Annotated in this window: 16 protein-coding genes and 1 tRNA gene; 9 read left to right on the top strand and 8 right to left on the bottom strand. The window is 46.8% G+C overall.

Annotated features, from left to right (window positions below; translation table 11 throughout):
- Window positions 1-47: 47 nt before the first annotated feature.
- Window positions 48-665: a transglycosylase SLT domain-containing protein gene (locus E8M12_RS03090; RefSeq protein WP_136734620.1), complete on the bottom strand. Its 618-nt coding sequence runs from the start codon at window positions 663-665 to the stop codon at window positions 48-50.
- A gap of 729 nt (window positions 666-1,394) precedes the next feature.
- Between E8M12_RS03090 and E8M12_RS03085 the strand changes: the two genes are divergently transcribed.
- Both E8M12_RS03085 and E8M12_RS03080 read left to right on the top strand, forming a co-directional pair.
- Window positions 1,395-3,242, top strand: coding sequence for a TonB-dependent receptor plug domain-containing protein (locus E8M12_RS03085; protein WP_136734619.1), 1,848 nt, complete (start codon window positions 1,395-1,397; stop codon window positions 3,240-3,242).
- A gap of 52 nt (window positions 3,243-3,294) precedes the next feature.
- On the top strand, window positions 3,295-4,179 hold the full coding sequence (locus E8M12_RS03080) for an EamA family transporter (protein WP_136734618.1): 885 nt from the start codon (window positions 3,295-3,297) through the stop codon (window positions 4,177-4,179).
- 96 nt (window positions 4,180-4,275) lie between these two features.
- Here the strand turns inward: E8M12_RS03080 and E8M12_RS03075 are convergent, their stop codons facing one another.
- From E8M12_RS03075 to lptF, 5 genes are all read right to left on the bottom strand, one after another.
- Window positions 4,276-4,797: a peptide-methionine (S)-S-oxide reductase gene (locus E8M12_RS03075; protein WP_136734617.1), complete on the bottom strand. Its 522-nt coding sequence runs from the start codon at window positions 4,795-4,797 to the stop codon at window positions 4,276-4,278.
- Window positions 4,798-4,994: 197 nt separating this feature from the next.
- Window positions 4,995-5,081 (bottom strand) — tRNA-Leu (locus tag E8M12_RS03070).
- Window positions 5,082-5,257: 176 nt separating this feature from the next.
- Window positions 5,258-5,773, bottom strand: coding sequence for an RDD family protein (locus tag E8M12_RS03065; RefSeq protein ID WP_246033993.1), 516 nt, complete (start codon window positions 5,771-5,773; stop codon window positions 5,258-5,260).
- Window positions 5,774-6,002: 229 nt separating this feature from the next.
- The gene (gene lptG, locus E8M12_RS03060; RefSeq protein ID WP_136734616.1) at window positions 6,003-7,073 is read right to left on the bottom strand and encodes an LPS export ABC transporter permease LptG; all 1,071 of its coding nucleotides are present in this window, start codon (window positions 7,071-7,073) and stop codon (window positions 6,003-6,005) included.
- Between the two features lie 3 nt (window positions 7,074-7,076).
- Window positions 7,077-8,186 (bottom strand): LPS export ABC transporter permease LptF, encoded by a 1,110-nt coding sequence (gene lptF / locus E8M12_RS03055; protein ID WP_136734615.1) that lies wholly within the window; start codon window positions 8,184-8,186, stop codon window positions 7,077-7,079.
- A gap of 239 nt (window positions 8,187-8,425) precedes the next feature.
- Here lptF and pepA point away from each other — a divergent pair, with 239 nt between their 5' ends.
- The 5 genes from pepA (at window position 8,426) to E8M12_RS03030 (ending at window position 16,269) form a co-directional block, all read left to right on the top strand.
- Entirely contained in the window at window positions 8,426-9,931 is a 1,506-nt protein-coding gene (gene pepA, locus E8M12_RS03050; RefSeq protein ID WP_136734614.1) for a leucyl aminopeptidase, read from the top strand.
- Window positions 9,932-10,369 carry a DNA polymerase III subunit chi gene (locus E8M12_RS03045; protein ID WP_136734613.1) on the top strand — a complete coding sequence of 146 codons (438 nt, stop codon included), beginning with the start codon at window positions 9,932-9,934 and terminating at the stop codon, window positions 10,367-10,369.
- A 14-nt stretch (window positions 10,370-10,383) separates the two neighbouring features.
- The gene (locus E8M12_RS03040) at window positions 10,384-13,239 is read left to right on the top strand and encodes a valine--tRNA ligase (protein ID WP_136734612.1); all 2,856 of its coding nucleotides are present in this window, start codon (window positions 10,384-10,386) and stop codon (window positions 13,237-13,239) included.
- Between the two features lie 519 nt (window positions 13,240-13,758).
- A complete protein-coding gene (locus tag E8M12_RS03035; protein ID WP_136734611.1) occupies window positions 13,759-14,889 on the top strand; it encodes a DUF481 domain-containing protein in 1,131 nt (376 codons plus the stop codon).
- 72 nt (window positions 14,890-14,961) lie between these two features.
- A complete protein-coding gene (locus E8M12_RS03030) occupies window positions 14,962-16,269 on the top strand; it encodes an amidohydrolase (RefSeq protein WP_211244973.1) in 1,308 nt (435 codons plus the stop codon).
- Window positions 16,270-16,423: 154 nt separating this feature from the next.
- On the opposite strand, the gene E8M12_RS03025 is transcribed toward E8M12_RS03030, so the two are convergent.
- Both E8M12_RS03025 and E8M12_RS03020 read right to left on the bottom strand, forming a co-directional pair.
- The gene (locus tag E8M12_RS03025) at window positions 16,424-18,202 is read right to left on the bottom strand and encodes an acyl-CoA dehydrogenase C-terminal domain-containing protein (protein WP_136734610.1); all 1,779 of its coding nucleotides are present in this window, start codon (window positions 18,200-18,202) and stop codon (window positions 16,424-16,426) included.
- 363 nt (window positions 18,203-18,565) lie between these two features.
- Window positions 18,566-19,948, bottom strand: coding sequence for a PhoH family protein (locus E8M12_RS03020; RefSeq protein WP_136734609.1), 1,383 nt, complete (start codon window positions 19,946-19,948; stop codon window positions 18,566-18,568).
- 523 nt (window positions 19,949-20,471) lie between these two features.
- Here E8M12_RS03020 and rapA point away from each other — a divergent pair.
- A complete protein-coding gene (gene rapA / locus E8M12_RS03015; RefSeq protein WP_136734608.1) occupies window positions 20,472-23,375 on the top strand; it encodes an RNA polymerase-associated protein RapA in 2,904 nt (967 codons plus the stop codon).
- Between the two features lie 75 nt (window positions 23,376-23,450).
- Window positions 23,451-24,116 carry a bifunctional tRNA pseudouridine(32) synthase/23S rRNA pseudouridine(746) synthase RluA gene (gene rluA, locus E8M12_RS03010; protein ID WP_136734607.1) on the top strand — a complete coding sequence of 222 codons (666 nt, stop codon included), beginning with the start codon at window positions 23,451-23,453 and terminating at the stop codon, window positions 24,114-24,116.
- Window positions 24,117-24,208 lie beyond the last annotated feature (92 nt).

Below are 24,208 nucleotides of genomic sequence, written 5' to 3'. Positions count from 1 at the left end.
CTTACAGCTTGAAACTTACCGCTCTAAACCGTGAAGATATTCACGGTTTAGTAGAACAACACCCGCCACAACCAGCTGCTATCCAATTCATCTCGACAGCTTTTTAACTGCCCCGAATAGGTAATCGCCCGGCGCTCAACTTTTCTTGCCACAGGGAGAAGCCAGGATTTTTTTGCATAGGTTTTGCGCTTAAACCCGCCCCAGCCTTCGTGATAATTAAGATACTGGTTATAGGGATCCCATTTCGATACGCCATTCACTTTCTGGGTTTTGGCAATAAACCAGCCCATAAAATCAATAGCATCCGCAAAGTCATCGCGATCGGCACCACTATTGTCGGAATCACGGATGTAGTCTTCCCAGGTCAACGTTTTCGCTTGAGAGAATCCATATGCCGTGCTAACTCGTCCCCAGGGAATAAAGCCAAGCAGATAATCCCTGGGCGGTAAGGCGTCACTTCGAAACGAACTTTCCTGGTACATCATGCTCATCGGCACATGAATTGGTACCCCCCATCGCTCCTGCATATCTTTCGCGCCTTCATACCAATGATGATGCTCACGAAATATCTCACAGATATTTTCCGGATTTTGTGGTGGAGGTGTTGCACACGCCGAGAGTAACAACAGGGAAATCGCACAGAGAGTTGTTCTTTTAATATTCATTGTCGCTTGAAGTTATTATTTTTACTTAGCTTTTCCATTAGTTTGCCAGAATCACAAAATTTTTTTGATGTTTTTTTTTAAATTTTTGAACTTTTCAGATTACCGTGACTCTTACTCTGTGAAATGAGTATTTCTCCTTGGTTTTTTATAGTTTTTTGAGCACCTCCTATGAGGTGCTTTTTTTTTGCCTACGGGGATGTAGGTACCCTGCATCACAGGGATGGCTTGATGCATGGGTGCCATGGATGTGCTTAGTCGAGATATTGCCATCCATGATATCTCGACATTCAATACGTCCATGTATCTTTCCTCCCGTACCATGGATGGTAGCAAGGGAGGGTTTGCACAGGGAATTCGATGTAGATTGCCTATAATATCGGCAGAGTCCGGAACATACTGACGATTGCATCACAGGGATGGATTGATGCATGAGTGTCATGGATGTACTTGGTCGTGATATTGTCGTCCGTGATATCACGACATACCATAAATCCCTTTATATACCCTACAGCAATCAAGTGAACAAAAATAAGTCACTTGTAAACCAACTGTATGGCAACCGTATTTTCCTTTGTTCTAACTCAGTATAATCCCCCGCCTTAGCATATATGACAACACTCACTAAGTGGTTTTGTTTCTCCTTTAACGGCGACTAATTCAACGTTTTTCGCCAGGCAAAAGGCAGACAAAACGCACGGCTTATTAACAAAAAGGGTAAAAGGAAAGGTAATGCTTCGAGCTGTTAACACTTTATTATTCAGTGCGATCTCTATGGCCTCTTTGGCATCAACCAATGGCGATACAAGATTAGACGATATTGAAAACATCACCGTGGAAGGCAAAGCAACAGCGAACACCATTCCCGTTGGCACCTTTGCCGCGCCAATATCGAACCTGGAGTATGATCCCCGCGTTGATTTGCAGTCGCGCAACATGGCTGAAGCCCAGGCAGACATAAGCATTCGTGGTGGTATTTTTGAAAATACCGGATTCAGAGTAGGCAGCAACACCTTATACGACCCACAAACTGGCCACTATTTTGCAGAAATTCCAATTGCGCCTGAAATGTTAACGCCAGCGTCTGTTTTAACCGGCGTAAACAATTCGTTATATGGGGTAAATAGTTCTGTAGGCACCGTATCATACCAATGGAAACCAATTCAAACAGGTGGTGGTTTATCGGTTGGTGCAGGCAATAACGGATTTAATATTCAGCGTATCTATAGCGCTTATCGATGGCCCGACGATTCAAAAAATGGGAGTTGGGGCGCCGAAGTTGAATACTCTCGCTCGCAAAGTGACGGGACCATCGAAAACGGTGATCATCAGTTTGAGCGAGCATCAGCTCGTATTCAGCGCATCGACAGTGACTCTCAAACCGATCTATTTTTCGGTTACCAGGAAAAGTTCTTTGGCTGGCCTAACATGTATACCCCGTGGAATGTGAATGAGACCGAAGACCTGAGAACACGGTTGTTGATGTTAAATCACGTGCAGGAATACGCGACAAACAGCAGTTTCGAAGTGTCTGCTTATTATCGTAAACACAATGATCACTACGTTTATTCAAGGGAAAACCCTGAGATTTTCCAGGCCTTTCATGAAACTGACGTTAAGTCGTTGGCATGGTCGGGCAATCATCATATCAATAGCGATATTGCTATTAACTATGCTGGCCAATTTATGGCAGATGAGATTGAATCGACCTCGCTGGAAAATAATTTCACCTCTCGCGATTACTATAAATTCAGCATTGTGCCTGAGTACCAAAAACAACTGACAAACAGTCAAAGCCTGACATTTCGACTAGGTGGTGCGTTTGACGACACAAATCGCGATGACTCCAGGTTTTCAGTGATCAGTGACGTTTCTTTATTTACCGTCAATGCCGATAACTCCACCCGCACGTTTTACTTTTCTTACGCTGAAGCTACCCAGGTAGCTGGTTATTCCGCAATTGGCGGCAGTGAAACAGGTGGACTGTTTAGAAGTAACTATGATCTGCAACGGGAAAGCAGTCAAAACCTGGAACTTGGCCTGTCTTTAGACAAACTGGATTGGCGCCTGGACTCAGCCATCTTTTATCGTTGGGATAATGAGTTGACCGATTGGACATACAGTTTTGATTCAACCTCAGCTCGCACCGCAAACCAGGTTGATATTGAAACCCTGGGGCTTGAATTTATTGCAATCAAATCTCTCGATTCTGTGACTTTGGTGGCAAGTTATACTTTCCTCGATAAATCTGAAAATTACCTTGGAGAAAACATTGATGCGAGCTTTTACGCGTTAAACTATCCACCGCATCGTGTTACCTTGGGGGCAACCTGGTCGCCAAGTGAGACCGTAGAAATTAGAATTGACAATGAATGGCGTAAGCAGGAAGACAATGCACTGCGAAAAGGCGATGACAGCGCCCTGTTTACCCATTTAACCCTGACCTACGCTCCGGCTCAATTTGATGCTTTGGATATCGTACTAGCCGTTGATAATTTGTGGGATGAATCGTTTGAAGAAATTCCGGGAACGCCTGGACGAGGCGATCAATTTTCGGCTACCGTCAATTATCACTGGTAATGGCTTCCCTTGCGTTACCGAAAACAATAACAGCAAAAGAATAGACCGTTAGATGCAGTATTTAACAATAACAACGTTGATTTGGGCATTCTCCTTTGGCCTGATTGGCAATACGCTAAAAGGTATTGATCCGATGCAAATCGCCGATATGCGTCTTTTGCTGGCTGCGATTGTCTTTTTGCCATTTTTAAAGCTGAGTCAAACTACCGCGGTGGAAAAAGGCCAACTGATGGCTTTAGGGGCGGTGCAGTTTGGGGTTATGTATACCTGTTATATGTTCGCTTTTCGCTACCTGCCTTCACATTTAGTGGCGCTATTTAGTGTTTTGACACCATTATACGTGGTCATTATTTACGACTTAAGCAAGCGTAAATTCAATCCCTGGTATCTGTTGGCCGCGTCATTATCTGTGCTCGGTGCAGCCATCATAAAGACGGAACAATTTACCACTGAAAATATTTGGTTGGGCTTTGGTTTAATGCAAGTCGCCAATCTATCATTCGCCTTTGGTCAGGTGTATTACCGCAACTGGAGAGAATCCAGACCAGGGGTAAATGATAGTGCCATTTTCGGCCTGTTATATCTGGGGGCAGTGTTATTTACCTCCGTCATTACCTTGCTTGTCTTTAAACAATCTCCGGTCCCCTTGGAAGCAAACGCCAAACAATGGGCGGTACTGATCTATCTCGGGTTTATTGCATCCGGGCTTGGGTTCTTCTTTTGGAATAAAGGCGGCACCAAAACAACCGTCGGTACATTATCGGCCTTTAATAACGCCGTTGTACCACTGGCCATGTTTGCGTCATTGTTTGTATTTGGCGAAGCTGATGATGTCTCAGTTAAAGACTTAATAAAACTCGCGCTTGGCTCTTGTGCCATTGTTGCGGCGCTGATGATTGGCAAACGGGTAAAGAGTCGAAAAAAACAGCAGCTTTAACTTTGTAGTGCTTAAGTAGCTATGATAAAGCCTCTATAGGACAGATGAGATCCGATAGAGGCTTTTTTTACAATTCCGTCCCTTCCAGCCGCTATTTTAGCGCTTGTATTTGTGTAATAAGTCGAAGGGAATATGGCAATAATCGTTTGGAAAGCGAGTCAATCGGTCTTGATGCTCATCATCGCTTTTCACGTAATTCACTAATGGCAGCACTTCTACCACAATTTTTTCCCTATCCTGACGGGCAGCAATATAACGCTTCACTTGCTCAAGATGGCTAGGGGTTTCACTGTATACGCCAGTTCGATATTTCACGCCAACATCATCGCCCTGCCGGTTGAGGCTGTAGGGGTCAATAATTTCAAAGAAATAATCCATCAGTGAGTGAATCGACACGTCTTCCGGGCAAAATACAACTTTCACGCACTCGGCATAGCCATCATACGGAGTGTTGGTAGATTGGGTTGTACCATTCGCTCGACCGGCTTCTGTCTGTTTCACCCCAGGTAAATGTTTGAGAAACTCTTGCACCCCCCAAAGGCACCCGCCAGCAAAATAGATGACGTCTAATTGTTCATTCGGATCGGAATCGGGACTTGAGGTAGTTGCTTTGCTCATAATTAATCAATCGAGGTTACTGCATTTGAATACAATGCGACAGTGAATGTAATCAAAAAAATAGGTAGTGTCAAAATCGGGAGAAAGGTCAGGATGTGGCAAAAAATCGTCACACATGGAGGCCTTTATAGAAGGCTGGGTAATAATTTGGAAGCTCTATAAACTAAAAAACCTGCTTAAAATCAGCAGGTTAATTATGGTACCGGAGGCCGGACTTGAACCGGCACGCCCGCAAAGGCAACGGATTTTGAATCCGTCGTGTCTACCAATTCCACCACTCCGGCAACACGTGCATCAACATTGTCTGTTGATGGGAGGCATTATACGAAAGAATAACGCCCGCGCAAGTGTTTTCTTTGCCCTTAAGTCTATCTGCGCAAGAAATATACGACGAAGGACTTTTATCAAACTTAGATTCCGGTCTCCACCAGAATGACGCTCTAATTTAACTGAATTTGAATTATTTAACCGTCGGCAAAACCACCACTTCGGTATCGGTAAATCTGTCCTGTAACGAGAGTTTGTTTCTGCGATCAAAAATAACGAGCAAATTGCCCAGCCCTAGTAAGGTGAATACGATGCGCTTGATTCCGGTCGTTTTTGAAATCAAGCTGCCATCGCGATTTTGAACTCGTAGTCGCCAGGCACGCATGCCAATCGTCTGGCCGCTGCGAGCCCAGAAATAGATAAAGAAAAAACTTACCCAGGCAAGGTTCCACAGATAAACCAGTATTGACCAAAGCAAAGAGTTTTGTTGTAAATCGATAGGATGACTAAAGCCCTGGTTATCGATAATTCCGGCAGAAAACAAAGCGCCAAAGATACCAAAAGAAATGGCACCGGCACACATATAAACGGCAATGGCCACTAATACATCATAACCCCAGGAACCAAAGCGACGGCGAAAGCCTGCCCGGGGATAACCGGACTGGCTCATATAACTTAAAGAATCTGCGGGTGATTGCTGATTGGTCACGATGGAACGCTCTGTGAAAGACTTTAGAATAACTTGCTGGGAAGTTTAATGAAAAAACCGAATTGCGTCTATCGACAACGGAATATTCCTCGGCCTAGGCTGCTTAGTCTGCAACCTTCACAGGGCGTTGGGCTTAGATATCCTGTCGTAGCAGGATATGACGCAAACTTAACAGCGTTTTTCCTCCTACCACCTTTAACTTCCACCATACACTTTCCACCTTCCCCGTTTATGCTTTTCGCTGCAGTAAATACACCGCAATAGCTACAAACAACAGGCTCGGCACAATCGCGCCAATGATCGGCGGAAACTGGAATGTCAGGCTCATTGAGCCGAACATACGGTTGAGGAAATCATAACTAATGCCCGTGCCTATCCCCATCATAATACGCGCGCCCATCGACACACTGCGAAGCGGACCAAAAATGTAGGATAACGCCACCAGAAGCATGACGGCGACGGTGATTGGTTGCATCAGCTTACGCCAGAATGCCAACTGATAGCGACTGCTTTCCTGATTATTTTCGGCCAGATAATCGAGGTAACTGACCAATCCGGAAACCGATAAAGACTCAGGTTTTACGGTCACCACTCCTAACTTATCCGGCGTTAATGAGGATCGCCACAGCTCACTTTCTTTGCGCGTTGTAGTAATTTTCTTTTCGGTAAGTTCGGATATTTCCACGTCGGCGAGAAGCCACTTTTTGTCACTCGGTTGCCAGATAGCGGTGTCGGCATTCTTCCATAATGACATTTTAAACTGGCTATCGAATCGATAAATTGCCAGGCCTGATAAGCTGTTGGTATCCTGAACCTCGGTAATATGCACGATAAAGTCGCCATCTTTTGCCCAGACCCCGTTTTTCGCGGATATCAGACTACCGCTGGAGATGGCCCTGGCGCGCAGTTCCCGGGCGTTTTTCTCTCCCTCAGGTGCTACCCATTCACCTATCGCCATCGATAAGATAATCAGCAGCGCGGCAGACTTCATCACCGATTTAATGATTTGTAGTTTCGATAATCCGGCCGCCTGCATCACCACCAGTTCGGAATTATTAGCAAGCATCCCGAGGCCAATCAGGCCACCGATTAGTGCCGCCATAGGGAAAAATATTTCCAGATCTCTGGGCACCGAATATAGGGCATATAGCGCCGCATCGGCGAGATCATAACTCCCCCGCCCTACCGCACGCATTTGTTCAACAAACTTAATAATGCCGGAAATACTGACTAGCACAGCCAGGGTGATAAATGTCGTCGAGGCGATAACCCGGCCGATGTAAAAGTCGAGGATTCTCATGCCTTAGCGCCCTTTCAGTCTTGCTTTTATTTTTTTGCCACTGCTGCGGCTGCGCAACAACAGCGTCCAACCGAGGAAAAATGCGATGAGATGAATCGGCCACAGGCCAACCGATGGAGCAATAACGCCATCTTCAATCGCGGTGCGACCGCTGGTCAATAGCAGAAAATAACAAAGGAACAACAACAGCGCTGGAAACATTTTTGCAAATTTTCCCTGTCTTGGGTTTACCACACTCAGCGGCACTGCAATCAAGGTTAATATCATCACTGATAACGGAAATGAGAAGCGCCATTGGACTTCAGCGACCGCCTGAGGTGATGGGTCTTTCATTAATTCCAGCGTCGGCAGTGCCGTCAGTTTGCGTCGTTTATGCTCGACTTTCTGCTCCTGAATCTGCATTTCATATTTGCCAAAGTTAACTGTCTCAAATTCACCGGTCGACTTGTTTTTCTGATAGCGATTGCCCATTTCCATCATCAGCCGTTGTTCACCGTTTTCTTCTTCAATCACCCGACCATTTGCGGCATAAATCAGGCTGGTTTTATCGCTTTTATTGGTTTCAATTTCCTCGTCGGGAAGCTGGGCCACGAATACCTGTTGTAAACGGTTGTCTTTATCTATGTCGCGCACATAAACCACCGCTTTTTCATTCGAGGTTTTTTGAAAGCGCCCTGGCACCAGTGCCGATACGCCGATATCCTTAGCCAGTTTTTCTTTCACCTGATACTCACTCTCTGCTGCCAGTGGCGATAAGTAAAGGGTGAATGCACCGGTGATCAATGCGGTGATCAGTGCCGCTATCAGGGTCACCCGAACCACATACCACTCACTGACGCCACAGGCGTGAAATACGGTCATTTCGTTTTCCGCATAGATGCGACCGTAAGCGAGTAAAATGCCTAAAAACAGGCTTAGAGGTAACATGATGCCAATCAGGTGCGGAACAGTGAGGGCGATAAAGGTCATCACCATGTCACCGGGGATACCGCCATCGGACGCATCCCCCAGCACCCGCACAAACTTCTGGCTGATAAAGATGGTCATTAAAACCAGAAAAACGCCCAGTTGTGTGCGACTGACTTCGCCTAATAAATATCGAATAATAATCACAGATTTAATCCAAAAAACTTAGTTTTTTTCTGACAACTAAAGGATTTTTAAGTAAACTTACCGTTTTTATAAAAAATTAATATGGCTAATATGCCGCCAAGTGAGGGAATCTGGCTATAATAATAGCCTGAAGCCAGCTTGCTGTCGGTTTAAGTCTATCTTCTGGCAACAGATTTTAGCAAGCATGTGGCGACAATATAAGCCCGAAATTTGTATTTAACCATAAATTAGGAGTGTTCATGGAGTTCAGTGTAAAAAGTGGTAGCCCGGAAAAACAACGCAGTGCCTGTATTGTTGTCGGTGTATATGAGCCACGCCGTTTATCTGCTGTCGCTGAGCAATTGGATGAAATAAGTGGTGGTTATATCTCTAACCTGCTACGCCGCGGCGATCTGGAAGGCAAATCCGGACAAATGCTGTTGCTTCATCAGGTCCCTAATATTTTAAGCGAGCGCGTATTACTGGTTGGTTGTGGTAAAGAGCGGGAGCTGGATGAACGTCAGTATCGACAAATCATTTCCAAAACCATTAACACCCTCAATGAAACCGGTTCAATGGAAGCGGTGTGTTTCCTGTCAGAATTGCACGTTAAAGGCCGGGATAGCTATTGGAAAGTGCGTCAGGCGGTAGAAGCAACCCAGGATTGCCTGTACAGCTTTAATTGTTTAAAGACTCGCAAGGAAGAGCCGCGTCGACCGCTACGAAAAATTGTCTTTAACGTTCCTACCCGTCGCGAGTTACCGATTGGCGAGCGAGCAATCACTCATGGTTTAGGCATTTCTGCTGGTATTAAAGAATGTAAAGATGTGGCAAACCTGCCACCGAACATTTGTAATCCAGCCTATCTGGCGGAACAGGCAAATGCGTTGGCCGGACAATATGAAAAAATTTCCGCGGAAGTGGTCAATGAAGAGAAGATGCAGGAACTGGGTATGGGCTCATACCTGGCCGTTGGTCGCGGCAGCATCAATGAATCACTGATGAGCATTATCCACTATCAGGGTGGTAGCAAAGATGCGGCGCCAATCGTGTTGGTAGGTAAAGGCCTGACGTTCGACTCGGGTGGTATCTCGCTAAAACCTGGCGAAGCCATGGATGAAATGAAATACGATATGGGTGGAGCCGCAGGCGTCCTTGGTACCATGCATGCATTGGCAGAATTAAATCTGCCAATCAACGTCATCGGTGTTCTTGCTGGCTGTGAAAACATGCCGGACGCCAATGCCTATCGTCCAGGCGACATACTAACCACGATGTCGGGACAGACGGTTGAAGTTCTTAATACCGATGCCGAAGGCCGCCTGGTATTGTGTGATGCATTAACCTATGTAGAACGTTTTGAGCCAGAGCTGGTGATTGATGTGGCAACCTTAACCGGTGCCTGCGTGATTGCCCTTGGAGCTCATGCTACAGGTCTGTTAAGTAACCATAACCCACTGGCGCATGAATTATTAAATGCGTCTGAGCAAAGTGGTGACAGAGCCTGGCGTTTACCGTTATGGGATGATTACCAGGAGCAACTGGAAAGTCCGTTTGCCGATTTTACCAATTTAGGTGGACGTGCTGCGGGCACAATTACCGCCGCCTGTTTCCTGGCACGGTTCACTAAGAAATACCATTGGGCGCACTTAGATATTGCCGGTACCGCATGGCGCAGTGGCAAAAACAAAGGCTCTACCGGTCGCCCGGTCAGTATGCTGACCCAGTTTTTGATCAACCGATGCGCCGTGGAACAAGGCGAATAAATGACCTTACAGGCCATCTTCTATTTATTGGCTACGTCCAGTGAACGAGAGTTGCTGCGCTTCGTATGCGCTCAGGCAACATTGGCCTTTCGTCAGAATAAACGCGTGTTTATCTATACCGAAGACCAGGACAGTGCCCATCAGCTTGATGAACTGCTCTGGTCATTAGATGCACAAAGCTTTGTACCACATAACCTGCCGGGAGAAGCAGGAAATCAGGGTTCCCCCGTTGAAATCAGCTGGCTCGCCCCCACTTCTTCCAGACAGGTGTTAATTAATCTGGCTAGCGACGTCCCTGACTTCGCGCCACAGTTTTCTCAAATTATTGATTTTGTGTTAGAGCAGGACGAGTTAAAGCAACTCGCTCGCAAACGGTACCGCCGTTATCAGCAACAGGGGTTTCATGTTGAAACCCGCCCTGCCAGCAAAGTCGCATAACAAGCAGTAATTCCATGGAAAAAACATTCAACCCTTCAGCTATTGAGCAAGCCATGTATTCCCATTGGGAAGACAAAGGCTATTTTAGTCCAACCGGCAAAGGCGATGGCTACTGTATTGCCATTCCACCGCCAAACGTCACCGGCAGTTTGCATATGGGCCATGCGTTCCAGCAAACCATTATGGATACCTTGATTCGTTACCAACGCATGCAAGGCAAAAACACCCTGTGGCAGGTAGGTACCGACCATGCCGGTATTGCCACCCAGATGGTGGTCGAGCGCAAAATAGCCGCAGAAGAAGATAAGACCCGTCACGATTATGGTCGTGATGCCTTTATCGATAAAATCTGGGAATGGAAAGAGCATTCTGGTGGCACCATTGGCAAGCAGATGCGTCGTTTAGGTAATTCTATCGACTGGTCACGCGAGCGCTTTACCATGGACGAAGGCATGTCCAAAGCGGTGCAGGAAGTCTTTGTACGCCTGTATCAGGACGACCTGATTTATCGCGGCAAGCGTCTGGTTAACTGGGATCCGAAACTGCACACAGCTATATCTGATCTGGAAGTTGAAAACAAAGATAAGAAAGGCCACATGTGGCATTTCCGCTACCCACTGGCAGATGGCGCAACGACCAAAGATGGTAAAGATTACATTGTCGTTGCCACCACCCGCCCGGAAACCATGTTAGGCGATACCGGTGTGGCGGTAAACCCGAACGATGAACGTTACCAGCACCTAATCGGTAAGCACATCGTTTTACCAATTGTGGATCGTACGATACCGATCGTTGCTGATGACCATGCGGACATGGAAAAAGGCACCGGTTGTGTAAAAATCACTCCGGCTCATGATTTTAATGACAACGAAGTCGGTAAACGTCATCAGTTGCCAATGATCAACATCTTTGACCAGGACGCGGCAGTATTAGCCCGCGCCGAAGTATACGATGTTAATGGCGAGCCGAATGACGCTTACAGTAATGAATTACCTGCCGCGTACGCCGGGTTAGACCGCTTCGAAGCGCGCACGAAAATCGTTGCCGAGTTTGAACAGCTAGGATTACTGGATGAAGTTAAAGATCACGAACTGACCATTCCTTATGGCGACCGTTCCGGGGTCGTGATCGAACCTCTGCTTACCGACCAGTGGTATGTGCGTGTTGAGCCTTTAGCAAAACCTGCGATTGAAGCGGTAGAAAAAGGCGATATCGAATTCGTGCCTAAGCAGTATGAAAATATGTATTTCTCCTGGATGCGGGATATTCAGGACTGGTGTATCTCTCGCCAGCTTTGGTGGGGACATCGCATCCCTGCCTGGTACGATGCAGACGGCAAGGTATATGTGGGTCGCAGTGAAGAGGAAGTGCGCGAGCAAAATGGTTTGGGTGCCGATGTTGCCCTGACTCAGGATGATGACGTGCTCGATACCTGGTTTTCTTCGGCTCTGTGGACGTTCTCTACACTTGGCTGGCCCGAGAAAACCGAAGATTTAGCCACCTTCCACCCGACCGATGTGTTGGTGACCGGCTTTGATATCATCTTCTTCTGGGTTGCCCGCATGATCATGATGACCATGCACTTCAACAAAGATGAAAATGGTAAGGCCCAGGTGCCATTCAAGAAGGTTTATGTCACCGGCCTTATCCGTGATGAACACGGCGATAAAATGAGTAAATCCAAAGGTAATGTTATCGACCCACTCGATATGATCGATGGTATTTCGCTGGAAGACTTACTGCAAAAACGTACCGGCAATATGATGCAACCCAAGCTTGCCGAAAAGATTGCCAAAGCTACCCGAAAAGAGTTCCCTGACGGTATCGAAGCTCATGGTACCGATGCCCTGCGCTTCACGTTAACCGCGCTGGCATCCACCGGGCGTGATATCAACTGGGATATGAAGCGTCTGGAAGGTTATCGTAACTTTACCAACAAGCTTTGGAACGCTAGTCGATATGTGCTGATGAATACCGAAGAGCACGATTGCGGCGCCAACGGCGGTGATATGGTGTTATCGCTGGCGGATCGCTGGATCATCGGCCAATTCCAGCAAACGGTAAAAACCGTGCACCAGGCGTTTGCGTCGTTCCGTTTTGACCTGGCATCCCAGGCACTATACGAATTCACCTGGAATCAGTTCTGTGACTGGTACCTGGAATTAACCAAGCCAGTATTGTTTAAAGGCAACGACGCTGAGCAACGTGGCACTCGTCATACGCTGGTCAATATCCTCGAAAGCTTACTGCGATTAATGCACCCAATCATGCCGTATATCACAGAAACTATCTGGCAGCGAGTTGCACCTCTTACTGGCAACTTTAGCGAAGGCGACAGCATTATGATGCAAAGCTTTCCGCAAATTGATCAGCAGTTAGTTGATCAACAAGCCATCGATGATCTTGAGTGGGTGAAACAATTTATTATTGCGGTGCGCAACATCCGCGGTGAAATGGATATTGCCCCGAGCAAGCCATTGCCTGTGTTATTAAAGCAGGTAAGTGCTGACAATCAGCGCCGCCTCGATCAAAACCAACAATTCATCAGCGCGCTGGCGAAGCTGGAAAGCATCGATGTTCTGGCCGATGATGAGCAGGGACCGGCGTCGGCAACCTCGGTTATTGGCGATATGAGTTTGCTGATCCCGATGGCGGGCCTTATCGACAAAGATGCAGAAATTGCCCGTTTGAACAAAGCTATCGATAAGCTCAGTGGCGATGTCAAACGCACGGAAGGCAAGCTGGCAAATAAGAACTTTGTCTCTAAGGCTCCTGCTGCGGTCATTGATAAGGAGCGCGCTAAACTTGACGATGCGAAATCGCAGTTAGAAAAATTAAAACTGCAAAAACAAAGCATTGAAGCGTTATAAGCCGGCTTAGTTAGATTTAAACCTGACATTAAAATCCCCCGCTCACCTGGGGGATTTTTTTACCCCCTGCGCCACTAAGCACTTCCACCTCCCTCTTCCACCTTATTCTTCCACCTCCCTCTTCCCAGCTCCCCCTTGCCTTTGCCAGGCGCAATCTTAGATTGCATGCTAGGAACGATTTTCAATCGTGTGACAGGAGCTGGCTTGCCAGCCTGCTCCTAGCTTCAAGTTACCCGAAGTAACTCTTCGAGTTATATTCCCGGAGCCAATGTATTTTCATTGGCGTACCCGGAATAAGGTCGAAGACTTTATGTACCCCCTACCAAATAAGTAGACTTTTGCTAGGCGCAATCTTTGATTGCATGATAGGAACGATTTTCAATCGTGTGCCAGGAGCGAAGCGTGCTCGAAACAAAGTGTGCTCTCGCCTTCCACCTTCCAGTGCGATTCTTTGCTTTTTCCGCGAAGTTTCCTAAATTTAACAATAACTAATAATAATCAGCAGAATAAGAATCGCCTTTGTCAGATAAAGTATTTCGTCCCCCTGTTATCTTCCTAACCTTAGCGTTGTTGGTCAGTTTCGCTATGGTCAATAACGCCCTCGCACAGTGGCAGGAACCCGAAGAATGGCCAATAAACCGACCGACGATGCCGATTCGCTTTGACTGGGTACTGCTTGAAAATGGCGAACTGATTGGTGGCGATTTGATTTCGATGTATCGCAATACCCTTAAGATTGATAGTGATGAGTTTGGCGTACTGGAAATTGACTTTGATGATATTCGACAGATTCGTACCAATGATATCGTCAGCATTCGTCTGGACAACAATCAGATATATGAGGGTCAACTTCTTCTCGATCGCACCAAAATTACTTTTTTCAATAAACCCCAGCTGATCTTCCCACGGGAACAACTGTTATCGATTACGCCGTCGAAGCAAAGTGAGGATAGTATCTGGAGTGGCAATGTCAGTGCCGGTTTAAACTTCAAAGAAGGCAATTCACAGCGCCTTGACTACACCATTCAGGGCAGCCTGCTAAGGTTGACACCTCTTGACCGGTTGCAGGTAAGCTACCTCGGCGTCTTTGCCCGCTCGGAGGATATAGAAACCGACCAACAGGTATTGACGGAAGAAAATCATCGGGTTAACTTTTCTTACGACTGGTTTTACACCCGTAAAATTTTTTTTCGTATGCCGGATCTGGAATTATTCAGTGATCACTTTAAAAATATCGATTATCAGGCTACCGCTGCAGTGGCCGCTGGTTTAATTCTGATTGATGAAGATGATTTTTTCTGGCGCATTTACTCCGGTCCTAACCTGCAATATACCCGGTTTGTCGAAGTCGAACCGGGTACCTCCAATCGTAATACGTCCTGGGGGATCCTCGCCGGTACCGATATTAGTTATGACTACACCAAGGATCTGACGTTGCTTTTTAGTTATGTCGGAAAAACCGCTTCGGAAGAATCCGGGAGCCTGATCCATCGCATCGAGGCTGGTATTGATGTGGAACTGATTGATGATTTGCAGCTGGAAGTTAAGTCGATACTTGATTACGTCGCCGAGCCGAGCCCAAATGAGCTTGGCGAAGTGCCAAAATCAACCGATATCCTGTTGATTTTAGGTTTAAAATATTCCTTCTAATTCTTACCTAATCAGGTAGACTCTATTAGGTTAGATAATTTCTTACCATTAACAAAAACAACAGGTAACACGATGAAAACTTGCCTTTCCCGTCTGGCACTTTGTAGTGCTGCGCTATTTACGTTTAGCTCTGCTGTCATGGCAGATCAATATCAAACCGTTGAAAAACTGTCTCTGGAAAACGAACAACAAGTGATTGACTGGCGTCGTCACTTCCATCAATTTCCAGAACTGTCGAACCGCGAATTTAATACCGCAAAAACCATTGCTAAAGAACTTGAAGCGATGGGTTATGAAGTTGAAACCGGTATCGCCCATACAGGCGTCGTTACCGTACTGGATTCTGGTAAGCCCGGACCGGTTATCGCACTGCGCGCGGATATCGATGGATTACCAGTAACCGAATCTGTGGATTTGGATTTTGCATCAAAAGTGACAACGGAATTTAATGGCCAGCAAGTTGGCGTAATGCATGCCTGTGGCCACGATACTCATATCGCCATGCTGCTAGGTGCGGCAAAAATCCTTAAGGAAATGCAAGGGGAGCTTAGCGGTAAAGTTAAATTTGTGTTCCAACCGGCCGAAGAAGGTGCCCCCGCGGGTGAAGAAGGCGGCGCTGAACTTATGGTTAAGGAAGGCGTGATGGAAGGCGTTGATGTGGTATTTGGCCTGCATATTAGCTCAGATACCGAAGTTGGCACGATTGAATACAAACCTGGCGGTATCATGGCCGCCGTTGATTCATATCGCATCCTGGTAAAAGGACAGCAATCACACGGCGCTTATCCGTGGATCAGCGTTGATCCCATTGTCACATCCGCGCAAATTGTAATGGGATTACAAACCATTGTCTCGAGAGAGTTAAAGCTTATTGACGAAGCCGCTGTAGTGACGGTCGGTTCAATACACGGTGGTACCCGTTCTAATATTATTCCGTCTGAAGTAGAGATTGTTGGTACATTACGCTCATTAAATGAAGACATGCGGATGCAAATTCGTGAAGCGGTAACCCGTAAGGCTGAGACCATTGCCGCCAGCATGAATGCAGAAGTTGAAGTGCAGGTGCCTTGGGGCGCGAATTATCCGGTTACCTACAATGACCCTGAATTAATGGAAGCCATGTTACCGACGATTCGCAGCAGTGCCGGAGCTGACAATGTTAAATTAACCAAAGCAGTTACCGGTGCCGAAGACTTTTCCTTCTTCCAGCAGGAAGTCCCTGGCCTGTATTTATTTGTCGGTGGCAAGCCAAAAGGATTACCAGCCGATCAGGCACCAGGTCATCATACGCCGGAATTTAAAATCGATGAAAGTGGCCTGATAACAGGTGTTGAAGTGCTGACTAACCTGACCATCGACTATATGAACAAGAAAAAATAATCGCTTATCAGGGTTGATAAAAACTAGACGGGGCCTTTCGGCCCTGTTTTTATTTCAATATCGCAAAACAGATTGCGGTCAGAGCATCATATAACATACACCTGAAACCTGAAACCCAGAATACTAACCTTATTTAGAAAGGTTGGTATTCGGTCTAGAACAACTCGTCTTCAAGGTTATATAAATGCGCTGCAGCACTGCGTGCAGATGCCATTAGTGATAATCGTCTAGGTAGCAGGCGGGCAAAATAATATCTTGCGGTGTGAACCTTCGCTTTGCAAAAGTCATTACTTGCCGACTCAGGCAAAGCCGCCAATGCCATGCGGGCCCACATAAAGGCAACAGCGGTATAGCCAAATACGTGTAAATAATCGCAAGCAGCACTGCCCAGTTGATTCGGATCGGTGCCTGCGGCAATAAGAATATCCTGAGTTAATCCTTGCAAGTCATCGACCGCTGCCGTTAATGGCTGGATAAATTCCTGCATCTCGGCTTGCGGGTTGGCCGCAATAAAGGCTCGTACATCGGCAATAAATAATTGCATATATTCGCCGCGGTTTGCGGCAAGTTTGCGGCCAATTAAATCCATGGCCTGGATGCCATTAGTGCCCTCGTAAATCTGGGCGATGCGACAATCACGCACCAGTTGTTCCTGCCCCCACTCGCGCACATAGCCATGACCACCGAGCACCTGTTGACCGGCAATGGTATTTTCCAGACCAACATCGGTGAAAAAGGCTTTCGCCAGTGGAGTCATTAATGCCGCCAGCGCTTCACCTTTTTGCTGCGCTTCGCCACTGGCAAATTTACTCAAATCGAGTTGCTGGGAAATGTACATAGCCAATGCCCGGTTACCTTCATTCATCGCCTTCATGGTCAATAGCATGCGGCGCACATCGGCATGGACCATGATGGAATCCGCTTCTTTATCGGGAGATTGAGGCCCGGTAGCCGCTCGGCTTTGCAACCGCTCTTTGGCATATTCCAGTGCATTTTGATATGAACGGACACTCGCACCTAAGCCCTGAATGCCAACGCCAATGCGCTCGTAATTCATCATCGTAAACATGGCTGCCAGTCCTTTATTCACTTCACCGACCAAATAGCCTTTTGCGCCATCAAAATTGATCACGCAGGTTGCCGATGCATGAATACCCATTTTATGTTCAATTGAGCCACAACTCACACCGTTGCGCTCGCCCAGTGAACCATCATCATTAACGTTAAATTTAGGAACCAGAAACAGGGAAATGCCCTTTGGACCTTTCGGTGCATCCGGCAGTTTGGCTAAAACCAGGTGAATAATATTCTCGGTTATATCCTGTTCACCGCCGGTGATAAAGATTTTGCCACCAGTAAGACGATAACTGCCATCATCATTGGCAACCGCTTTAGTACGAATGATCCCCAAATCAGTACCCGCGTGAGCTTCGGTTAAACACATGGTGCCTGCCCACTCGCCGGCGTACATGCGCGGCAAAAACTGCTCTTTCAAAGCTTCGCTGCCATGAGTTGACAGCGATAACGCCGCCCCTGAAGTAAGCCCAGGGTACAATGAAAACGACATGTCGGCAGCGCAAACAATTTCTTCCTGCAATGCGGTCAGCATTTTCGGCATCCCCATGCCACCAAAATTGATATCGCCACCAAGACCAATCCAGCCGCCTTCAGCATAAGTGTCAAATGCCTGTTTAAAGCCCGGAGGAGTGGTAATCGATCCTTCATTAAATGTCACCCCGACCTCGTCCCCCTGACGGGAAATTGGCGCAATTTCCTGTTCCGCAATTTTCGCACATTCAAGTAAAATGGCCTGAGCCGTATCTTTATCTAACGACTCCGCCAACTCCGGCAACTGCTGCCACATTTTGTCTGCCTGAAATACATCAAACAGTAAAAAATTCATATCATCTAACGCTACACTGTATTCAGCCACCTTGGCCTCCATCTAACAATCTGTCGGGAAAAGATTTTTATCTTTTATAAGTTTATATAAAGGTTGAAAGTTACACGCGAAATTCCGCCAGAAAATTGCTTGCCGGAAATTTTTAAACCGGTGATTAAAACCATCAATTTAAACACATGTTTTAATATAGCGATAGCCTGAGCCTGCTGTAAAGTCTTTTTGATGGAAAAACCAGGTGGTAATTTGTCACCATTGCCACAATAGAGCAGACCATTTATCCGTGCAGATAATGAATTAGCCTGTGTAAAGGGTCAGACTGGCGAAGATTGTTAAGGGTTCACAAGGGACAGAGCCGAAGCTTTGTCCCTTTTGGCGTTAGGTAGGCAATTTCTGTTACAGGTTCTCTTCGGCGAATGATGCTAACGACGAGCGCATCACGCCATTGAGATTAATCGTAGCGCTGCCAGTGTAGTCCTTAAACCGCTCGACGATATAGGTAAGACCCGATGTCAGAGCGGTCAGGTAGTTACTGTCAATTTGTGCCAGGTTACCAGAACAGATTATCTTGGTCCCTTCACCGCATCGGGTAATGATGGTTTTTAACTGCGATGCGGTCAGGTTCTGGCATTCGTCGAGGATTACCAGTGAATTCTGAATCGAGCGACCACGCATAAAGTTAATGGATTTAAACTGAATGTTGGCCTTTTCCATGATGTAATTCATGCTACTTGCCATACTTTCATCCTGTTTATGCAACACTTCTAATGAGTCGGTAATCGCCGCCAGCCAAGGGGCCATCTTTTCTTCTTCGGTACCGGGAAGAAAACCAATCGATTCGGCGATCTCTGGAGTTGAGCGGGTCACGATCACCTTATCGTACTGCCCCCTCTCTACTACCAGCTCTAATGCCGATGCCAGCGCCAATAGGGTTTTACCGCATCCAGCAGGCCCGGTCAGGATCACCAGGTCGATACTGGGATCGAGTAAGGCATCAAGTGCCATGCCCTGATAAATATTCTTTGGATGAATACCCCAGGCCTGGCGCCCCATCAAGCGATCATAACCGATATCCTGAACCGCTACCTTGTCCTCCTGAACTTCAACAATTTTACCGGCAAAGGTTTTTTCCTCATCAATCAAATATTCATTGATGAAAGCACTGGGGATAAGGCTTTTGTCGAGCAGGTGCTGAGTGTAACGGCCATCAGTTTCACTCTGGCAATCATGAACCTGGCGCCAGAAATCCCCTTCAAACTTATGATAACCTTTGGTCAGAAATTTAATGTCATCGACCAGTTGGTCGGTCCGATAATCTTCAACATAGGCCAATCCGGCACCTTTACCTTTAAGGCGCATATTGATGTCTTTGGTGACCAATACGACTCGTTTGTCGGCATTCTTCTCCTGTAGATAGAGCGCTGTATTGATAATGCGATTGTCATTGTCATTATCCGACAAGGCTCCGGCTTTTTGCTGCAGTGTAAAATCATTAAAAATCGACAGGCGGCCAGGTTTGCTCTGGGTCTCATTTTTATTTTTTAATTCAACCCCAGCCATAACCTGTTCTGGCGATGCATCCACCAGGGTATCTTCAAGTGCCCGAATCGCCACCCTGGCATCACGGCTGACATCCTTGCGGCGGTCCTTAATATTATCGAGTTCTTCGAGTACGGTCATTGGGATGACCACATCGTGTTCCTGAAAGGAAAGAAATGCGAATGGTTCATGAAGAAGAATATTGGTATCTAATACATAGATGGTGCTTTGTTCTGTCATATAAATTCCTGCTACCTACAAAATCGTTGTGAGCCAATACCGGAGCTGTGCGGAGCAGAACAGAGGTGAAAGTTGTCGCGGGGTCACCGTCCATGTCCCTCCCAGACCGGCCATCGGAGCCAGTGGTGCTAAATGACCAAGAAATCCCTCCCTTTCGCGTTTACTTTAACACCACTTTGACAGTTTATTGCGCAACTGGCAAGTGACATTTTCAAGTCAATGAATGAAAGTTATTCACCAATATGGGCCTCGTTTTTTTTATGGTATCGGCAAGAAATACGAATCGAACTATTCTTATTAGGGGCTTGTCATTGCTGCCTGATAGTGCCGATAGCGAACCGAGCGCCGATTGTCTGAAAGTCGCTTGCTGTCAATGAACTTGCTGAAAGGCGTTTATTTTACAAACGATATGTACAAATATCCTTCCGTGAAAGTAAACATCCTCTAAATAAGTACAAAGGCTGCAGATAAACCGTTAACATAGCGCCCCTTTTGACAGGCGCAGATTTTTACGGAGAGTTTTATGTCATTTTTTCTTGGTCAACGCTGGATTTCAGATAGTGAGTCAGATCAGGGATTAGGTACCGTAGTTGCGGTGGAAAATCGATTCGTCACCATACTGTTTACCGCCACTGGTGAGTCCAGACAATATGCAATTCAGGATGCGCCATTGACCCGGGTAATATTCAGCGTTGGTGATACGGTTCCGAGTCACGAGGGGTTCTCCATCAAAATTACCCGAGTGATTGAACAAGACCACCTCTACACCTATGAAGGTGTGCGCCAGGATAACGATGAAACGGTGCAACTGAAAGAAATGATGCTGGATCATTTTATCAAATTCAATAAACCTCATGACCGCTTGTTGAATGGTCAGTTTGACCGCCTTGACTGGTATCAGTTGCGTAAATGTTCATTGGCGATCAGTAATGAACAGCAACAATCTCACCTTACCGGCCTGACCGGTGGCCGGGTGAGTTTAATCGAGCATCAATTATATATCGCCGAAGAAGTCGGCCAGCGTTATGCGCCGCGGGTATTACTGGCTGATGAAGTTGGCCTGGGAAAAACCATTGAAGCTGGATTAATCATTCATCAGCAACTCGTTTCAGGGCGTGCCCAGCGCGTGTTAATTGTGGTCCCAGAAGCCTTGACTCACCAATGGCTGGTGGAAATGATGCGTCGCTTCAATCTTAAATTCAGCATCTTTGACGAAGAGCGCTGCAAACAATACGACAGCGAAGAAAATCCATTCAGTAGCGAACAGCTGGTGTTGGTCAATCTCGATTTTCTCGCCAATAACGCCGAGCAATTTGAAAATATTGGTAACGAAGAGTGGGATTTGCTGGTCGTCGATGAAGCTCACCATTTAGCCTGGGACGAAGCCAACCCCAGCATCGAATATCAATGTATTGAAATGTTGGCAGAATACATTCCGGGCATCCTGTTGTTAACGGCGACACCGGATCAGTTGGGTCATAAAAGCCATTTCGCCCGCCTGCGCCTGCTCGATCGTAATCGCTTTTACGATTATCAAAAATTTGTAGACGAAGAACAACAATATGCCCAGGTGGCAGATGCAGCCAATGCATTACTGGCAGATAAAGCGTTAACTGACAATCAGCAACATAGCCTGCAGGCATTGTTCGCAGAAAAGGACATCAGCAGTGAATTACAAGCCATTAATAATAATGATGCACAAAGTGAGCAAATAAAAGCAGGACTGGTTGGGCAATTACTGGATCGACACGGCACAGGCCGCATTTTATTCAGAAATTCGCGAAATACCATCAAAGGGTTTCCCAAGCGCCAGTTAATCGCCACACCGCTGCCCCTGCCGGAAGTTTACGATGAGTGTATCCAGGATTTTATCTCTGCAGCCGATACGGACGAGTTGTTAGAAAGCCCTCGGTGTAAGTACTTATTTACTCCAGAATGTTTTTACCAATTAGGTATCCAGGATACACCATGGGTTGATATCGACCCGCGCGTTGATTATCTGATTGAACTATTAAATCGCGACCGCCAGGCCAAGATCCTGGTGATTTGTGCCCAGGCGCAAACCGCAAAAGATTTGGAAGAAGCATTACGGGTGAAAGAAGGCATTCGTGCTGCCGTGTTCCACGAAGGGATGAGTATCTTTGAACGGGACAAAGCGGCGGCTTACTTTGCCCAGGAAGAAGACAGTGCACAGGTACTTTTGTGCTCAGAAATTGGTAGCGAAGGGCGAAATTTTCAGTTTGCGCACCAGTTAGTGTTATTTGACCTGCCGCTGAACCCGGATTTATTGGAACAACGAATCGGTCGACTCGATCGCATCGGTCAAACCCAGACGATAAAAATTCATACCCCGTATTTTGAGCAGTCGCCACAGTCAATGCTGCTCAACTGGTATCACCAGGCGATGAATGCGTTTGAACAGACCTGCGTTACTGCGCGCGCCATTTATGAAGAATATTCGCGACCATTAATGCAAACCGCACTGCAGGGTATCTGGCATGATCAAGGCATCGACAACCTGATTAGCGCCAGTCGGGACATGCACCTTAAACTCAAGGCCGAACTGGAATCAGGCCGAGATAAATTACTGGAAATTCATTCTTCAGGTCATGGCAAAGCAGCTCAACTGGTAAAAGAAATTCAGGCCCAGGATGAAGACACCAAACTGGCTCAATATATGTTCTCGGTGTTTGACGTATTTGGTATCAACCAGGATGACAAGGCCGACAACTCATTGGTCCTGACCCCGAGCGAACATATGCTTAGTCCTAATTTCCCCGGGCTCAGCGAAGACGGCACCACGGTCACGTTTGATCGTCAAACCGCGTTAAGTTGCGAGGATTACCAACTTCTGACCTGGGACCATCCCATGGTACGAGGTAGTCTCGATTTAGTATTAAGTGATGAAATCGGTAACGCCTCCCTGGCTATTCTGAAAAATCCGGCAATACCGGTGGGTAGCTTTTTCTTAGAGTGTATTTTTACCCTGGAAGGGATGGCGCCAAGCGAACTGCAGCTAGGACGCTACCTGCCAACCACACCAATTCGCCTGTTGCTCGATAAAAACGGCAATGATTTAGCCGCTAAAGTCAATGAGGCAGGATTCGATCAACAGCTAAAACCGGTGAAAAAGCAAACCGGTATGCAACTAGTTAAGGCACTACGAGGGTTGATTCCGCCTCTGGTCGACAAAGCTGAAATGCTATGCAAACAGCAGGTTTCAGGACTAAAACAGCAGGCAATGACGAAAATGCAGCAAAGTTTACAAGACGAGCATGCGCGCTTACAGGACCTGGCGGCGGTAAACCCTAACGTCCGTCAATCCGAGCTTGAATTTATTCTTGCTCAGCAACAACAACTCGCTCACTATATCGAGCATGCACAACTAAAATTTGAGGCGATTAGACTCATCGTCGTTAGTCACTAAAAGGGAGAGCTGAGGTGGAAGTTAATTAACTCTTCCCACTTAAAGCTTACAGCTTACAGCTTACAGCGTTATCTTATGTCAGCCAATCCGGATTTTATCTACACACCGCCGATGAATCCTTATCTCGAAATACTTTACCGGGATGAGGATCTTATCATCGTCAATAAACCTAGTGGCTTGTTGACCGTTCCTGGTCGATTGCCAGAACACCAGGACTGTTTGCAACACCGGGTGCAACGGGTATTGCCAGCGGCAACCATTGTTCACCGGCTCGATATGGCAACCTCCGGGGTGATGGTGATGGCCCTGAATAAGCCGAGTCATGTCGCCATATCCAGACAGTTTGAAAAACGTCAGACCGAAAAATACTATCTGGCACGAGTGTTTGGCAAAGTCGTTCCAGATTATGGCGAAATTGATTTGCCGTTGATCTGCGACTGGCCGAATCGTCCCAAACAAATGGTCGACCATCAACGTGGTAAACAAGCCATTACTCGATACCAGGTATTGACACACGAGGATAAAACCACCCTGGTGAAGCTGATGCCCGTTACCGGCCGTTCACATCAGCTACGCGTTCATATGCTGAGCCTGGGACACCCCATTATTGGCGATCGCTTGTATGCACATCCCGAAGCATTGGCACTAAGTCCACGCCTGCAGCTGCATGCGAAATCTTTGAGCCTATATCATCCCCACAGCGGTGAGAAACTGAGCTTCACCGCCGACGATGCATTCTGAAATAGAGTCACAAGGCATACCTGACTCGCCTGTTTAGCCGCAGACATAAAAAAAGCGCAACGAATAACGTTGCGCTTTTGCCTGATCACAAT

It is taken from the genome of Thalassotalea mangrovi (assembly GCF_005116735.1).
In the GTDB taxonomy this organism is placed as follows: domain Bacteria; phylum Pseudomonadota; class Gammaproteobacteria; order Enterobacterales; family Alteromonadaceae; genus Thalassotalea_A; species Thalassotalea_A mangrovi.
This window is presented reverse-complemented; position numbering and strand designations above follow the sequence as displayed.

Coding starts and splice junctions, on each gene's coding strand:
- E8M12_RS03080 (WP_136734618.1), top strand. CDS start 3,295: ATGCAGTATTTAACAATAACAACGTTGATTTGGGCATTCTCCTTTGGC.
- lptG (WP_136734616.1), bottom strand. CDS start 7,073: ATGAGAATCCTCGACTTTTACATCGGCCGGGTTATCGCCTCGACGACA.
- rluA (WP_136734607.1), top strand. CDS start 23,451: ATGTCAGCCAATCCGGATTTTATCTACACACCGCCGATGAATCCTTAT.
- E8M12_RS03075 (WP_136734617.1), bottom strand. CDS start 4,797: ATGAGCAAAGCAACTACCTCAAGTCCCGATTCCGATCCGAATGAACAA.
- E8M12_RS03045 (WP_136734613.1), top strand. CDS start 9,932: ATGACCTTACAGGCCATCTTCTATTTATTGGCTACGTCCAGTGAACGA.
- rapA (WP_136734608.1), top strand. CDS start 20,472: ATGTCATTTTTTCTTGGTCAACGCTGGATTTCAGATAGTGAGTCAGAT.
- pepA (WP_136734614.1), top strand. CDS start 8,426: ATGGAGTTCAGTGTAAAAAGTGGTAGCCCGGAAAAACAACGCAGTGCC.
- E8M12_RS03040 (WP_136734612.1), top strand. CDS start 10,384: ATGGAAAAAACATTCAACCCTTCAGCTATTGAGCAAGCCATGTATTCC.
- E8M12_RS03030 (WP_211244973.1), top strand. CDS start 14,962: ATGAAAACTTGCCTTTCCCGTCTGGCACTTTGTAGTGCTGCGCTATTT.
- E8M12_RS03090 (WP_136734620.1), bottom strand. CDS start 665: ATGAATATTAAAAGAACAACTCTCTGTGCGATTTCCCTGTTGTTACTC.
- E8M12_RS03085 (WP_136734619.1), top strand. CDS start 1,395: ATGCTTCGAGCTGTTAACACTTTATTATTCAGTGCGATCTCTATGGCC.
- E8M12_RS03020 (WP_136734609.1), bottom strand. CDS start 19,948: ATGACAGAACAAAGCACCATCTATGTATTAGATACCAATATTCTTCTT.